Here is a 14,832-nt window from a genome sequence, read left to right on the forward strand (position 1 = left end):
CCGGAGGGCGCCGGCGCATCTGCGCACGCCGGTCACCCGTATGCCTGACCAGCGGTCGGCACAAGTCGGCATAAGACGGTGTTTCCCGGAGACTCGATAGCGCGAGCGCGGGCGAGCGCGCCCGGTGTCGTGCTGCGCGATCACCGGTGGCGGCGAGGAGACGGGCATGGTCCTGAGGTCATGAGCACCATCGAAGAGTCGATCGACATCGACGTCCCGGTCCATGTGGCGTACAACCAGTGGACACAGTTCAAGACGTTCCCCCGCTTCATGGACGGCGTCAAACGCGTCGACCAGATCCAGGCGGTGATGACCCACTGGGTGACCCGGTTCGGCCCGAGGAGGTACGAGTACGACGCGGAGATCGTGGAACAGATCCCGGACCGGCTGGTGCGCTGGCACGTCCTCGACGAACCCCGGCACACCGGCACGGCGACCTTCGAGGAACGCGACGCCGGCCACTGCCGGGTGACCCTGCGCGTCGACCTGCGGTCCCGGGGAATCGTGGAGCAGACGGCGACCACTCTCGGCCTCGCCCGCCGCGTGGTCCGCACCGCTCTGACGTCCTTCAAGGAGTTCACCGAGGGGCAGGGCCGCGAGACCGGCGCCTGGCGCGGCGAGATCAGCAAGGGCCACGTCCAGCCCACCGAGGGCCGGAGCCGTCCCCACGTGCCGACCTGGCCGTCCGGCTGACCGGTCACGGGACCGCACACGGGAGCCAGGGGGCGCAGGACACGGAGCGAGGAGAGATCACGTTGCAGAAGCCGCCGAGCGAGGAACCGGCCGACGACCGCCTTGAGGTCACCCCGCCCAAGACCTGGGCCGCGGGCGTACCAGCGGTGTACCACGCGATGAAGTACTCCCTGGACCAGACGTCGGCCCGGCGTACCGGGCTCACGCTGCTGAACCTCAACCAGGTCCGCGGCTTCGACTGCCCCGGCTGCGCGTGGCCCGAGCCCGAACCGGGGCACCGCCCCATGAACGAGTACTGCGAGAACGGCGCCAAGCACACCAACGACGAGGCCACCTCGCGCCGTGTCACGGCCGATTTCTTCCGCCGGTACTCGATCAGCGAGCTGGCCGAGAAGTCCGACCGGTGGCTCAACCAGCAGGGCCGCCTCACCCGGCCCATGGTCAAGCGCCCCGGCTCCGACCACTACGAGCCCATCAGCTGGAGCGCCGCCCTCGACCTGCTCGCCGACGAGCTGAAGGCGCTGGACTCCCCGAACGAGGCGATCTTCTACACCTCCGGCCGCGCCGGCAACGAGGCCGCGTTCGTCCTGCAGCTCTTCGCCCGCGCGTTCGGCACCAACAACCTGCCGGACTGCTCCAACATGTGCCACGAGTCCAGCGGCACCGCGCTCAACGAGACCCTCGGCACCGGCAAGGGCGACGTGTCGCTGCGCGACCTCTACCACGCCGACCTCATCCTGACCGTCGGCCAGAACCCGGGCACCAACCATCCCCGGATGCTGTCCGCGCTGGAGAACTGCAAGCGCCGCGGGGGCAGGATCGTCGCCGTCAACCCGCTGCCCGAGGCGGGCCTGGCCCGCTTCAAGCAGCCCCAGCGGCCCCGCGGCATCATCGGCCGAGGCACGCAGATCGCCGACCGCTTCCTCCACATCAGGATCGGCGGCGACCTGGCCCTGTTCCAGGCGCTCAACCTCCTGCTCCTGGAGGCGGAGGAGGCCGCGCCCGGCACCGTCCTCGACCGGGACTTCATCAACGTCCACACCAAGGGCTTCGAGGAGTTCGCCCAGCACCTGCGCGCCACCGTCTCCTGGCCCGAGGTCGAGAAGGCCACCGGTCTGACCCGCGCCCAGATCGAGGAGGTGCGCGACATGGTCCTCGAGAGCAAGCGCGTGATCGTCTGCTGGGCGATGGGCCTGACCCAGCACAGGCACGGCGTGCCCACCATCCGCGAAGTGGTCAACTTCCTGCTGCTGCGCGGCAACATCGGCCGGCCCGGCGCCGGTGCCTGCCCCGTGCGCGGTCACAGCAATGTGCAGGGCGACCGGACCATGGGCATCTGGGAGCGGATGCCGGACCACTTCCTCGACGCCCTCGCCCGCGAGTTCCGCTTCGAGCCGCCCCGCGAGCACGGCCTCGACTCCGTCGGCTCCATCCGGGCCATGCGCGACGGCCGCGCCAAGGTCTTCCTCGGCCTGGCCGGGAACTTCGTCCGTGCCACCCCGGACAGCGAGGTCACCGAGGCCGCCGTGCGCAACTGCCGGCTGACCGCGCACATCTCCACCAAGCTCAACCGCTCCCACGTCGTGTGCGGCGAGACCGCCCTGATCCTGCCCACCCTCGGCCGCACCGAGCGGGATGTGCAGGTCACCGGCGAGCAGTTCGTCACCGTCGAGGATTCCATGAGCCAGGTCCACGCCTCCCGCGGCGTCCTCGAACCGGCCTCCAAGCACCTCCTCAGCGAGGTCGCCATCCTCAGCCGCCTGGCCCGCCGCACCCTCGGTGAGAAGGTCCCCGTCCGCTGGGAGCGCTTCGAGGCCGACTACGACTGCGTCCGCGACCACATTTCCCGCGTCGTCCCCGGCTTCGAGGAGTTCAACACACGCGTCCGCCGTCCCGGCGGCTTCGGCCTGCCCAACCCGGTCAACGAGGGCGTCTTCCCCACACCCGCCGGCAAGGCCCTCTTCAGCCGCAACGACTTCGAGGCCCTGACCGCCCCGCCCGGCCACCTGATCCTGCAGAGCCTGCGCTCCCACGACCAGTGGAACACCGTTCCGTACACGGACGACGACCGTTACCGCGGCATCCACGGCTCCCGTCGCGTCGTCTTCGTCAACTGGTACGACATGCGCGAACTCGGTCTGGACGAGGGCGCGTCGGTCGACCTGGTCGGCGTCTGGGAGGACGGCGTCGAACGCCGGGCGGAGAACTTCCGGGTGGTCGGCTACCCGACCTCACGGGGCTGTGCGGCGGCCTACTACCCGGAGACCAATGTGCTGGTGCCGCTGGACAGCGTGGCGTACCTGAGCAATACGCCGACGTCGAAGGGCATCGTGGTGCGGCTGGAACCTCGGGAGGGAACTCGTGCGCCGGCGCCGGCGGCGGGAGAGGGAGCCTCGTCCTGATCCCGGCCGCACCGCGGACGGGCCGGGACCGTACCCACCCGCGAGGGCGGACCACTGCTTCCCAACGCCCTCACTGAAGTTTATTCTTCAAGTACATCGGGTGCCACGAGGAGGTCGCACCATGACGGAGCTCGGTCTGGCCGACACGGTCGGCATCCTGCGACAGCCCGGCGTGCGGACACGCCACAGCAGCGCGGGGCTCGGGTGGGAGCGGCTGTACCTCTCCGCGCAGGAGGAACAGCCCTACCGCGCCGCATTCGGCCCGGCCCCCACGCACCTGGTGATCCTGCACCTCGACGGCCCCGTGACCGTGCGCCGGGGACGGGGCACGGGCGCCCGGTCCCGGACGATTCCGCCGGGTGGACTGTTCGTGCAGTCGGCCGGCCGGCCCCTCTCCGTCGAACTCGGCGGCCGGCTGGACACGATTCACGCCTATCTCAGCGACGACGCCCTGCGCGACGCGAACGGCGGGCGGCCGGTGGAACTGCACGAGGAACTCGGCACCACCGACCCGCTCACCGAGCAGCTCCTGCTCGCGCTGGCGGGCACGGTCCGCTCCTGGGAGCCGTCGGCCCGTACGTACGCCGACCACCTGACCGGGATGCTCGCCGCGCAACTCGTGCGCCGGCATCGGACCGCCACCGCCACCGCCCCGCCCCCCACCGCACCCGGGCCGTCCGGGCTGTCCCCCCGGCAGCTCGCCGCCGTGCGCCGGCTCATGGAGGACCGGCTGGCCGACCCCCTGCCCATCGCGGACCTCGCCGCCGCGGCCGCGCTGAGCTGCAGCCAGTTCACGCGCCGGTTCCGGGCGAGCACGGGCCGGTCGCCGCACCAGTTCCTGCTCGGACTGCGCCTGGAGCGGGCCTGCCGGCTGCTGCGCACCTCCTCCGACCCGATCGCGGACGTGGCCGTGCGCTGCGGCTTCTCCCACCAGGAGCATCTCACCCGGGTGATGCGCGCCCGGCTCGACACGACCCCGGCCGCCCTCCGCCGGGCCGGCTGAGGGCGCTGCGGGCGTCGCTTCAGCACTCCAGGACCACTACCAGGGCCTGGCCCACCCCGATGCACAGCGCCGCCGACGCGACGCCCGGACGGCGTACGCGTCCGCGGTCGCCCGGTCATCGGTGTCTCGGCAGGGCTACTGGCGGCGGACGGACAGGGGGGTGCGGGCGGCGACCGCGTCGGCCGTCACACCGGGTGCGGTCTCCACGAGTTCGAGGCCGTGCGGAGCGACGTCGAGCACGCACAGGTCCGTGATGATCCGGTCCACGCAGCCGCGGCCCGTGAGCGGCAGCGTGCACTCCTCGACGATCCTGGGGGTGCCGTCCTTCGTCATGTGCTCCATGAGGACGACGACCCGGCGGGCGCCGTGGACGAGGTCCATCGCCCCGCCCATGCCCTTGATCATCCTGCCGGGGACCGCCCAGTTGGCCAGGTCGCCGCGGACGGAGACCTGGAGGGCGCCCAGGACGGCGGTGTCGATGTGGCCGCCGCGGATCATGCCGAAGGAGAGGGAGGAGTCGAAGAACGACGCTCCCGGCAGCACCGTCACGGTCTCCTTGCCCGCGTTGACGAGGTCGGCGTCGACCTCGTCGGGCGACGGATAGGGACCGACGCCGAGCAGCCCGTTCTCCGAGTGCAGGACGACGTCGGTGCCCGGCGGCAGGAAGTCGGCCACGCGGGTGGGCAGTCCGATGCCGAGGTTGACGTAGTCGCCGTCCCGCAGCTCGCTCGCGGCGCGTGCCGCCATCTCGTCCCTGCTCCAGCTCATCGCTCGCGCACCGTCCGCTTCTCGATTCCCTTGTCGGCCGCCTGCTCGGGGGTCAGCCGCACGACCCGCTGCACGAACACACCCGGCAGATGCACCTCGTCCGGGTCCAGCCGGCCGGGCTCGACGAGCTGTTCCACCTCGGCCACCGTGATGCGCCCGGCCATCGCGGCCGACGGGTTGAAGTTGCGCGCCGCGCGGTGGAAGACGAGGTTGCCGTGCCGGTCCCCCCGCGCGGCTCTGACCAGCGCGTAGTCCGTGGTGATGGCGTGCTCCAGGATGTGCTCCACGCCGTCGAAGGTCCGCACCTCCTTGGGCGGCGAGGCCACGGCGACCGACCCGTCCGCGGCGTAGCGCCACGGCAGCCCGCCGTCCGCGACCTGCGTGCCGACGCCGGCCGGCGTGTAGAAGGCGGGAATGCCGCTGCCGCCGGCCCTCAGCCGCTCGGCGAGCGTGCCCTGCGGCGTCAGCTCGACCTCCAGTTCGCCCGCCAGGTACTGACGGGCGAACTCCTTGTTCTCGCCGATGTAGGAGCCCGTGACCCGGGCGATGCGCCCCGCGGCCAGCAGAACGCCCAGACCGCGCCCGTCGACCCCGCAGTTGTTCGACACGACCGCGAGGCCGCTCGCGCCGGTCGCGTACAGGGCGCCGATGAGCACCTCCGGAACACCGCTCAGTCCGAACCCCCCGACGGCGAACGACCGTCCGTCCGTCACGTCCGCCAGGGCCTCCTCGGCCGTGGCCACGACCTTGTCCATGCCGGTGCTCTCCCTATCGCGCGAGCACCCGGCGCAGCGCGCCGAGGAGCTCGTCCCGGGCCGATTCCGCGGTCGCGGGGGCGGCGGCGCTGCGCCAGGCGACATACCCGTCCGGGCGGACCAGCAGGACCCCGTCCTCGGCGATCTCCGAGACGCGGCTCCATTCGCCGTACGCGTCGCGGCAGCCCTCGTCGCCGATACGGACCACCCGCAGCGGCACGCCGAGGGCGTCCCGGCAGGCGCTCGCGGCGCTGTCCCAGTAATCGCCCGACAGGCCGGTCAGCACGGTGAGGACACCGCCGCCCACGACGTCCAGCGTGGACACGCGCTCTCCCCGCCGGTCGACGAGCCAGGCGTGCGGAAGTTTGGCACCGGGCCGGGTCGTCGGCTGGTGGACCAGCTCCCGGTCCTGCTCCCAGGATTCGGCGGGACCCGCGTCGGGGAGTACGGCGGTGGAGACGTAGCGCTGGTTCATCTCGACGCCGTGCGCGTTGAACTCGTAGTTCTTCAGCTGGACGGCCTCTTCCAGGAGCCGTCTCCTCTTGGCGCCCTCGGGCGACCGGGCCCGTAGCGCCGCGAGTCCCTCGGCGATGGCCGCCTCGTCGCTGCCGCCGCCGACGCCGAGCACCTCGAAGACCGGTCCGAACTGGTCGCGGCTGAGGTTGGCCCGCTCGACGATCTGCCGTCCGACGGGGGCGCGTTCGGCGCTGTAGGTCTCCAGCAGCCCGGGCCCGGCCTCTCCGCGGATCACCATGGCGAGCTTCCAGGCGAGGTTGTAGGAGTCCTGCACGGAGGTGTTGGAGCCGAGCCCGTTGGACGGCGGGTGGCGGTGCACGGCGTCGCCCGCGCAGAAGACCCGCCCGGACGAATACCGCGTGGCGTAGGCGTGGTTGACGGTCCACAGCGACGTCGACGTGATCTCCACCGGCAGGTCGGGGTCGCCTGTGAGGTCGCGCACGATCCGCCGCGCCGCCTCCTCGTCCAGGTCCGGCGGCGGCTGCTCGATGTCGTACCCCCACACCAGCAGCCACTCGTTCCACGGGCGGACCATGCGGACCAGGCCCATGCCGATGCCACCGGTCTCCGCCCCCGGCCGCAGCACCCAGTACAGGACGCTCGGCCGGTGGGCGCAGTACCGGGTGAGGTCGGCCTTGAAGACGATGTTCATGCTGCCGGCCTTGGCCATGCGTCCGTCGAAGGGGAGGCCGAGCTGCTCGGCGACCGTGCTGCGCCCGCCGTCCGCACCGATCAGGTAGCGGGCCCGCACGGTGAACTCGTCGCCGCGGATCCGGTCACGCAGCAGGGCGGTGACGCCGTCCTCGTCCTGGGTGAAGCCGACGAACTCGGTGTCGAAGCGGACCTTGGCACCGCGGGCCGCCGCGTTGCTCACCAGGATCGGCTCCAGGTAGGTCTGCGGCAGGTCGATCATCTCGCAGGGACTCTTCGAGCCGTATTCGGTGGCCGCCGCGGGCCCCGTGCCCCAGCTGCGGATACGTCCGATCTCGTCCCCGGTGAGCGCCGTGCACAGCACCGTGTCCCCCATCAGCTGGGACGGGCTGCCCGACGCCAGCGCCTCCGACTCCACACCGAGGTCGCGCAGCACCTCCATGGTGCGCTGGTTGGTGATGTGTGCCCGCGGGGTGTTGGCCAGCCAGCCGTACTTGGTCACCAGCAGGGTGCGGACGCCGTACGTGGCCAGCAGCAGTGCGGCCGAGCCGCCGGCGGGGCCGCTGCCGACGACGAGGACGTCGGTGTCGTATGTCCCGTACGTGTCGTGCGCGTCGGTGGTGGTCATGGGTGGGCGCTCCTCGGTCATCCGGCCAGGGGGGCGAGACGGAAGGTGTAGTCGAGACGGCGCCACTCACCGTCGACCCGGCGGCCGTCGGGAGCGGGGCCCGTCTGCGGGGTGAAGTCGGCGATGAGCTCGTCCTTGACGCCGAAGACGGTGTCACTGTCCAGGTAGGTGCCGCCCGACACGAACAGCTGCGTGACGAGCCGGCGATGGCCGGGCGCATCGCACAGGAAGTGGAGGTGGGCCGCCCGGTAGCGGTGGCGCCCGACCGCGGCGAGCATCTGCCCGACCGGCCCGTCCCCGGGGACCGGGTAGTCCGAGGGCAGGATGGACCAGAAGGTGACGCGCCCGGCGTCGTCGGTGCGCAGCCGCGCGCGCAGCACCGGTCCGTCCAGGTCGGGGAGCTGGACGTCGTAGTAGCCGTCCTCGTTGGACTGCCAGACGTCCACGACCGCGTCCTTGACCGGCTCGCCGTCGGTGTCCGTGATCCGTACGTCCACCCAGAGCGGGGTGCCGGGCAGCCCCTTGGAGATGTCGCTGCCGTGCGCGGTCTCGGGCGGACCGTCCACGTAGAACGGGCCCAGGACCGCGGACGGAGTGGTGTCGGGGGTGCGGGAGTTGCTGAGCAGGTCCACGGCACTGGACACGCCGAGGGTGTCCGACAGCAGCACGAACTCCTGGCGGGTGGGGCCGCACATCTGTCCGGTGCGGGTGAGGAAGTCGATGGCGTACTGCCATTCGGCGTCGGTGACGTCGTTGGCGGCGACGAAGGTGTGCAGGTGCCGGACGAGGTCGCTCAGCAGGGTGCGGACGCGCGGGTCGGGGGCCTGGGCGAAGCCGGCCACCACCTGGTCGGTGAGACGGGCCAGCTTGGCTCCCGTGGAGGGCGGACCCTCGGGGCGACGCCCGTGCCAGGCGCCGGCCAGCAGTTCGGAGATGCCCTCGGTGGTCAGGCCGCGCGGGTTGGGATACGGCGCCGAGGTGGCCGGCCCGGCCGCGCGGGCGAGGTCGGACTCCGGCATGCCGAGGTCGCGCAGCGAGGTGGGGCCGCCGAGGGAGACGACCAGGTCGTACACGCCGCCGGGGGCGTCGGGCACCCCCAGGGCGTCGGCGATGCGGCGCATCACCTCGGGCACCGCGGGCGCGTTGTAGGCCATGGCGTGCGGCAGGACGACGGTGTGCGTCTCGGCGTGCGGCAGGCCGAAGCTGCCGCCGAGGACGTGACACAGCTTGTGGTGCAGGCCCATGCCGACCGTGGCGAGGCAGGTCCCGGCGAGCCAGGCCGCCTGCAGCAGGTCGGCGCGTGCCTCCGGGTCGGCCGGGTCGGCGGCCAGGCGGGGCAGTGCCCGCCCGATCCGGGAGATCGCGTCGAGCGCGTGCTGATCGGTGACCGGGTCGGCGTCGGGGGAGTACAGGGCCTCGACGGCGTGCGCGAGAGCGTTGACGCCGCTGGTGACCGTCATGGACAGCGGGAGGGTGAGCGTGAAGTCGACGTCGTACACGACGGTCTCCGGCAGGATCTCCGGTGAGGACCGCGTCACCTTGCGCCCGTCGCGGGTCTCGCCGAGGACCGGGGTCACCTCGGAACCGGCGTAGGTGGTCGGCAGGATGACCTGCGGCAGGCCCGTGCGCAGGGCCAGCGCCTTCGACAGGCCCGTCGTCGAACCTCCCCCGACGGCCACGACGCAGTCGGCGTCGGTGCCCTCGAGCAGGCCGAGCGCCCGTTCCGTGACCTCGACCGGGGTGTGCATGGCCGCGCCGTCGAACTCCGTCACCAGCAGGTCGCCGAGCGCCTCGCGGACCCGCGCGGCGGCCTGCGCCAGGGGCGGGCTGGACAGCAGGAGCACCCGCGAGCGGCCGAGCCGCTCGACCTCTTCGCGAAGCCGGGTCACTGTGCCGGGACCGAAGACCACCCGTGAAGGATGGGACGTATGGACAAACGTTTCCATCGAGTTCCGCCTCCGCTGACCGTCCGAACACGTCGGGCACCTGGGCACCGAGTATGGGGACGACGACCGTGTGGACTCCTGCACGATCGGCGCGTCCTTCTGCACGAAACGCCTGTGAGGGGAAGGATCCTGGGCGCGTTCCGCCGAGCGCGTCCTCGCCGGGGCGCGGTCGGTGCCTGTGGTTCCGCCGCGTCTGCGCCGGGCGTGGGGCCTCTCGTCCGGTCCGTGCCGGGCTCGCGGACCCCGGCCCCGCTCCCTGATCCGGTCTGATCCGGTCTGATCCGGACGGAAGACCCGGGGCGGTCCGGTGGGACGGGCCCGCCCCGGCCGTGCGGGTGGGTGCCGGCCGTGGTGCGTTCAGCAGCCGGACCGGCCATTCCCGTACGGCCGGTGCGCACGCGGAGTGGACGGTCCGCGTGCTGCTCCTCTCCCGGTCGCCGGTGCGTCGTTGCCGTCCCGGAGGCGTTCGGCGCACCGCTCCGGAGGCCGGCCGGCTTCCGCGCCTGTCCCGTTGCCTGAGCCCGGCAGAAAAAGGTCCCGCCCCGCGATGGCCGCATTCCCCGCGCCCCGAGGACGCCTCGCGTGCCGCCCAGGGGGTACTCGCGTACGACGCTGACCGGAGGCTCGCGTTCCGCTGAACGGCGTGCCGGAAGGGAGTGGATGCGGTGGCCGGTTGCGCCCCTCGGCCGAAGACCGGGATGCTCGCCCGCGCACTCCCGGTCGCCCCGGTGTGCGTGCTCGCGCTGTCCGTCGCCGGTGCAGGATTCGCGTGTGCTGCCGACGCGGGTGGACGGCGCGATCACGCCGGTCATCACGGACCCCCTGGAGGAAGGGCCGCACACCGCGGAACGGGACGGTTACGCCGCGTACGGGGTGGAGATCGGCACCCCGGGCGGGCTGATGCGGTCCGTCGGGCAGGTCGTGCGGGACTTCCTCCCCTCACCGGTGCCGGTCACCGCCTGCGTGACGCCCCCGGGTGCCGGGGCGGCGTCGGCCGGCGCCTCCATCACGACGTCCGCGCACATCGTCACCATGACCACGGCCCTGGGGCACCAGCCTCGCCACGGACCGAACACCGAGGTGATCGGTATGAGCTCCGCGATGGACGAAGAGCACGCCTTCGCCCGGATCGAACGACGTCTCGCCCGCGAGGATCCCGAACTGGCACGGCGGATCGACGCCATCAACAGCCAGTTCACCGGCCCGGCCGGTGAACGGGCGACGGACCGGGCCGACGGGCGGCTCACGGACCGGGCCGCCGGGGAAGAACGCGCCGGCCGGCCCGGAGACGACGGCGACGAGCGCTCGTGGACCGCCGTGATCGCGGTGGTGCTCGTCACCGTGACCGTCCTCGGACTGCTGCTCACAGCGATCCTGTCGTCACCCGGCGGCGAACAGGAGCCGTTGCAGCCACACGGGCCGGCGCCGCCCGCGGTCTCCGACGTCCGCGAGGAGCCGCCTTCACCAGGAGTGCCGTGACCGCCCCGACAGGAGTCGAGATGACCGACACCAAGCCCGTCATCGTCGGTGTCGACGACGCCGAGGACCAGGACGCCCTCGTACGGTACGCCGCCCGACAGGCCGTGCTGCGCCCAGCCCCCCTGCATGTCCTGCACGCCGTCCCCCAGCCCAACCCCTTCGGGAACGCGGTGGAGAAAGACGCCGAAGCACGTGCGGCCGTGCAGCGGGGCGTGGACCTGGTGGACCGTTTCGAGGCCGTCGCCCGGTCCGCGTTCCCCGACAGCAGCGTCGCCGGGGAACTGACCCTCGGTGACGCGGCCGCGACATTGGTCGAACGCTCCGCGGAGGCCTCCCTCGTGGTGCTGGGGCACCGCGGCGGTGGCGGTTTCCCGCGCCTGCCTCTGGGCTCGGTGAGCCTCCACGTGGCCACCCACGCCGAGTGCCCCGTGCTGGTGACGCGTCCGGGCCGAGACGTCGACCTGGCGGAGGGGAACGTCGTCACCGGTGTCGACATCGTGCACTTCCGGCCGGAGGCCCTGGAGTTCGCGTTCGCGGAGGCCGCTCGCCGGACCGCGCACCTGGACGTGGTGCACGCCCTGTACCGCCCCCCACTGCTTCCCGGCCGGAGCGGCATGGCCGAGTCGAACGCGGGGGATTTCGAGAGCAGTGCGGGGCGCTTTCTCATGGAACAGATCACCGAGTTCTCCGAGCGGTACCCGGCGGTGTCCGTCGGCCTGCGCGTCGACTGGGGGGTGCGTCCGGCGACGGACCTGGTGGAGCTGTCCGGAGAGGCCGATCTGCTGGTCGTCGGATCACGGGGGCGAGCGGGACTGCGCAGGCTGCTTCTCGGCTCGGTGAGCAGCGAGGTGCTGCACACGGCTCGGTGCCCGGTCGCCGTCGTTCCGGGGCCGGTGCGGCACGGATAGGCGGATCCTCCCCGGCAGCAGTCGACGCGCTGCGGCAGTTCCCCGACCGGGCCGCCCCGGGCGACAACGCGGCCGTCCCGCGACCCGCTCTCCGTCACGGTCGCTCTCGTCCGTCCAGAGGTGCCCGCAACCGGAGGTTTCCCACCGCACGGGGAGCAGCAGGGCCTCGTCGGCGTAGTCGGTGGTGGCGCGCCCGAAGCCGCCGAGGACGCCGGAGCCGAGCGGGCCCTCGGCGGGCCGGGTCCGTGACGCTCCCGGCAGGTCGACGACGGCGGTGTCGGCCGCGCCGAGGGGGACCTGCCCGGCCTTCCGGTCGCGCACCTCGCTGTCTTTTCTCATCCGGTCACCCGGCTCTCGACGGCCGCGCCTTCCTCGTGGTCCGCATCGCACCGGCCGGCGAAAACGCCCCACCCCATCCGTACTGGGTGGGCGGCGTGCCGGGGTGACGCCGTGGCGCCGTGCCCTGGTGCATGCGATGGGCGGAGCGACGGGCGGTGGAAACCAAGCCGGAGAGGCGGGACCGGTGCGGGTGGTTCAGAAGGCCCGGGCGCGCCACGAGGAGGAGGACGCCAGCCAGGAGATGACCCGGCTGATGTCGGAGCTGGTGACCGTGCCCACGACCCGGCCGTTCTCGACCGCCAGGGCGCGGTGCGCCGGGCTGCTGTCCAGCGCGGGCAGGACACGTGCCAGGGGGTCGTCGGGGTGGGGTGTGGGAATGTCCTCGATCGGGATCATCACCGAGGTGACGGGGGAGTCCCGCTCTGTTTCCGGAACGCCGGCGGCGGTTTTCACGTTCACCAGCCCGACAGGGCGCTGTTCTCCGTCGACGACGGGAAAGGCGGAGTGCCGGTAGCGGTACTCGGGTGCGGCGAGGAACCGGGCCACGGTGAGGGACGCGGGCACGGTGACGGGATCGGGGCCCATCGCCCGGCGCACCGGGACGCCGCTCAGCAATTCGCGCAGGTGCGCCTGGCCGCCTTCAGCGGTCGCCGTGGCGATGAGGAACCAGCCGATGACGGCGAGCCAGAAGCCGCTGAGGGCGGCGCCGGTCAGGACGAGGTAGAGCCCGACGCCGATCAGCACCCAGCCCAGCGCCCGTCCGGCACCGGTCGCCACCGCGGTCGCGCGCAGCGGGCTGCCCGTCCTGCGCCACACCAGCGCCCGCAGCAGCCGTCCGCCGTCCAGCGGGGCGGCGGGCAGGGCGTTGAAGACGGCCACCAGGAGGTTGATGCCTGCCAGCCACGCGAGTGTCTCGACGACGAGTCCGGCACCGTACAGGGCACCGAACAGCCCTGCGAGGACACCGAAGAGCACGCCGAGCAGCAGGCTGACCAGCGGGCCGACCCCGGCGATGCGGACTTCGGCGGCCGGCGTGGGGGCTTCACTCCTCAACCGGGCGATGCCTCCCAGGAGCCACAGCGTGATGCCGTCGACGTCCACGCCGTTGCGGCGCGCCACGAGGGCGTGGCTGAGCTCATGGGCCAGCAGTGACAGCAGGAAGACCACCGCGCCCAGCAGCCCGGTGAGCCAGTACTGCCAGGGCGGCCGGTCGGGGTGGGCGTCGGGGAACCGGCCCGCGAGACCCAGGGCGAGCACGATGACGATGACCAGGACGCTCCAGTGCACTCCGATCCGGATGCCGGCCACGCGCCCGAGCGGGAATGTCGCCTTCACAACGGTGCGCCTCCCTCCGGTCTGCCGCGTGGTGGTCCGGGTTCCACGCAGCCAGGACCTCACCCGTCGCCCGGTGCCGGCACGGGGCGGGGAGCGTTCCGGGGCGACCGGACCGCGGGGCCGGCCGGCGTCCCGGTCCGCTCCGTGGCCCCGAACCCCCGCGAAGACGCACTGCGCGGGACAGGTCCCCTCTCGGCGCGCCCCGGTCCGGCGGCGTCGCAAGGCTCGGTGGCTCCGGCGTCCCGAAGGCGAATCGGGCGGTGGGGGACCCGACGGCGAAGAGAATGCCGGCTCCGACGAAAAGCAGGAGGACGTCGACGCCGCCGACCATGACGTCGTCTGCGCCGAACGGCTGCTTCCGCACCACCCTGTCCGGCAGTTCGGCAGAGGCGATCGTCCCTCCGAACACGAGGATGACGACTCCTGCAACGACCGACCACGCCATCCGCTCAGGCTGGAGCGAGCGACGAGGCCGGGAACGGAACCCGCGAGCCCCCTCCGAGGCTCTTGTCCGCCGGCCGCCGGGACGTGCGCGGCCGGGCGTGCTGTGAATGTCGTCGAGCGGCCGGCGGCGGAGGTTCCGTCGCCGGGGCAGAGGGGGCCCTGCCTCCCGAGGCCGTTAGCCTGAGAGGTGATGGACGAACTGATCGCCCCGCTCCTGGAGCACCTGGACCGGGAGAACCCGGGGGACGTCGTCGGCGTCTACCTCTACGGCTCCGCCAGTACCTCGGGGCTGCGTCCGGACAGCGACATCGACCTGCTCATGCTCACCCGCCGCTCGCTGACCGCCCCCGAGCGTGCCGCGCTGGTCTCGCTGCTGTCGGGCGTCTCCGGATGGCGCGGCCACGCCGGACGCTTCCCCGACGCGGCGCACCGGCGGCCCATCGAGCTGACCGGCATCGTCATCGACGACATCCGTCCGCTGACGGACACGCCTCGCCGCGACTTCCAGTACGGCGAGTGGCTTCGCGAAGAACTCACCCACGGCCACCTTCCGCAGCCCACGGGCGATCCCGACGCCGTCGTCCTTCTGGCCACCGCCCACTCGGCGTGCCGGGTGCTGCGCGGCCCCGCGTTCGGTGACGTCGTCCCCTCCGTCCCGTCCGAGCTGCTCAGGAATGCGGTCCTCGCCGTCGTCCCGGACGTCCTGGACGAGATCGAAGGCGACGAGCGCAACACCCTCCTCACCCTGGCACGCATCCTCGTCACGCTCGACACCGGCCGGATCGTCTCCAAGGACGCCGCCGCCGAGACGATCGCGCAGACGCTCACGACGACCGACCGTGATCTGCTGGAGCGTGCCCGGGCCGACTACCTCGGCACGATCACCGCCGACTGGACCCGTCACACCTCGCGGGTGACCGCACTCGCCCACACCCTCGCGGGCCGGGCACGGCAGCACAGTCCGG

At 72.5% G+C, this 14,832-nt stretch carries 11 protein-coding genes; 6 read left to right on the forward strand and 5 right to left on the reverse strand.

From position 1 onward, the window contains the following. Positions 1 to 180 precede the first annotated feature (180 nt). The 3 genes from RIM90_RS21555 (at position 181) to RIM90_RS21565 (ending at position 4,098) form a co-directional block, all read left to right on the forward strand. On the forward strand, positions 181 to 693 hold the full coding sequence (locus tag RIM90_RS21555; RefSeq protein WP_309062387.1) for an SRPBCC family protein: 513 nt from the start codon (positions 181 to 183) through the stop codon (positions 691 to 693). 62 nt (positions 694 to 755) lie between these two features. Then, positions 756 to 3,095 carry an FdhF/YdeP family oxidoreductase gene (locus RIM90_RS21560; protein WP_309062388.1) on the forward strand — a complete coding sequence of 780 codons (2,340 nt, stop codon included), beginning with the start codon at positions 756 to 758 and terminating at the stop codon, positions 3,093 to 3,095. Between the two features lie 121 nt (positions 3,096 to 3,216). Next, complete coding sequence (locus RIM90_RS21565; protein ID WP_309062389.1) at positions 3,217 to 4,098, forward strand: helix-turn-helix domain-containing protein; 882 nt, start codon at positions 3,217 to 3,219, stop codon at positions 4,096 to 4,098. 135 nt (positions 4,099 to 4,233) lie between these two features. Here RIM90_RS21565 and RIM90_RS21570 read toward each other — a convergent pair whose 3' ends face one another. From RIM90_RS21570 to RIM90_RS21585, 4 genes are read right to left on the reverse strand one after another with little or no spacing between them, the layout of a single operon-like run. Next, a complete protein-coding gene (locus RIM90_RS21570) occupies positions 4,234 to 4,866 on the reverse strand; it encodes a CoA transferase subunit B (RefSeq protein WP_309062390.1) in 633 nt (210 codons plus the stop codon). Next, the gene (locus RIM90_RS21575; protein ID WP_309062391.1) at positions 4,863 to 5,621 is read right to left on the reverse strand and encodes a CoA transferase subunit A; all 759 of its coding nucleotides are present in this window, start codon (positions 5,619 to 5,621) and stop codon (positions 4,863 to 4,865) included. The genes RIM90_RS21570 and RIM90_RS21575 overlap by 4 nt, the downstream gene beginning before the upstream one ends. Before the next feature lie 13 nt (positions 5,622 to 5,634). After that, positions 5,635 to 7,416 (reverse strand): FAD-dependent monooxygenase, encoded by a 1,782-nt coding sequence (locus tag RIM90_RS21580; protein WP_309062392.1) that lies wholly within the window; start codon positions 7,414 to 7,416, stop codon positions 5,635 to 5,637. 17 nt (positions 7,417 to 7,433) lie between these two features. Beyond that, positions 7,434 to 9,326: a maleylacetate reductase and hydroxyquinol 1,2-dioxygenase domain-containing protein gene (locus RIM90_RS21585; RefSeq protein ID WP_309062393.1), complete on the reverse strand. Its 1,893-nt coding sequence runs from the start codon at positions 9,324 to 9,326 to the stop codon at positions 7,434 to 7,436. Between the two features lie 807 nt (positions 9,327 to 10,133). Between RIM90_RS21585 and RIM90_RS21590 the strand changes: the two genes are divergently transcribed. Together RIM90_RS21590 and RIM90_RS21595 are read left to right on the forward strand one after the other, a co-directional pair. Continuing rightward, the gene (locus RIM90_RS21590) at positions 10,134 to 10,841 is read left to right on the forward strand and encodes a hypothetical protein (protein WP_309062394.1); all 708 of its coding nucleotides are present in this window, start codon (positions 10,134 to 10,136) and stop codon (positions 10,839 to 10,841) included. Positions 10,842 to 10,861: 20 nt separating this feature from the next. Further along, a complete protein-coding gene (locus tag RIM90_RS21595) occupies positions 10,862 to 11,749 on the forward strand; it encodes a universal stress protein (protein ID WP_309062395.1) in 888 nt (295 codons plus the stop codon). 534 nt (positions 11,750 to 12,283) lie between these two features. Here RIM90_RS21595 and RIM90_RS21600 read toward each other — a convergent pair. Beyond that, on the reverse strand, positions 12,284 to 13,423 hold the full coding sequence (locus RIM90_RS21600; RefSeq protein WP_309062396.1) for a site-2 protease family protein: 1,140 nt from the start codon (positions 13,421 to 13,423) through the stop codon (positions 12,284 to 12,286). A gap of 634 nt (positions 13,424 to 14,057) precedes the next feature. On the opposite strand from RIM90_RS21600, the gene RIM90_RS21605 reads away from it, so the two are divergent. After that, on the forward strand, positions 14,058 to 14,832 hold a 775-nt coding region (locus tag RIM90_RS21605), incomplete at its 3' end, for an aminoglycoside adenylyltransferase domain-containing protein (RefSeq protein WP_309062397.1).

The sequence above is a fragment of the Streptomyces sp. genome, from assembly GCF_031181555.1.
GTDB classification, from domain to species: Bacteria; Actinomycetota; Actinomycetes; order Streptomycetales; family Streptomycetaceae; genus Streptomyces; species Streptomyces fimbriatus.